Raw genomic sequence first — 513 nt, 5'->3', positions numbered from 1 at the left:
GGGCTGTTCCTGGTGGTCAACGTGGCGCGCACGATCGGCGGCACGGTGGAGGCCGCGAACCGGCCGGAGGGCGGTGCGATGGTCAAGATCACGCTGCCGCTGTCGGCGATCGTGCTGGAAGCCGGGGACGAGACCGAGGGTGAGGAAGACGACGACGAGGAAGTGACTGCCACCGATGGACAACGCTGAACGCCGCCTGCTGATCGTCGAGGACGACGCCTCGTTCGCGCGCACGCTCGGGCGCTCGTTCGAGCGGCGCGACTACCACGTGACGCTCGCCGCGAGCCTGGACGACGTGACCACCGCGCTGCAGGCCGGGTCGCCGGGCTTCGCGATCGTCGACCTGAAGCTCAACGGCGATGCCTCGGGCCTGGCCTGCGTGCAGGCGCTGCATGCGCACGACCCGAAGATGCTGATCGTCGTGCTGACCGGCTTCGCGAGCATCGCGACCGCGGTCGAGGCGATCAAGCTCGGCGCCTGCCACTACCTGGCCAAGCCGTCGAACACCGACGA

Annotated in this window: 1 protein-coding gene and 1 pseudogene; both read left to right on the top strand. The window is 69.4% G+C overall.

Annotated elements, in window-relative coordinates:
* Window positions 1–189 (top strand): annotated as a pseudogene (locus tag AC1D01_RS38295) (sensor histidine kinase); the annotation flags it as partial.
* On the top strand, window positions 176–513 hold a 338-nt coding region (locus AC1D01_RS38290), incomplete at its 3' end, for a response regulator transcription factor (protein ID WP_477875256.1). The pseudogene AC1D01_RS38295 and the gene AC1D01_RS38290, both read left to right, overlap by 14 nt.

The sequence above is a fragment of the Rhizobacter sp. P3_B12 genome, assembly GCF_056402895.1.
This window is presented reverse-complemented; position numbering and strand designations above follow the sequence as displayed.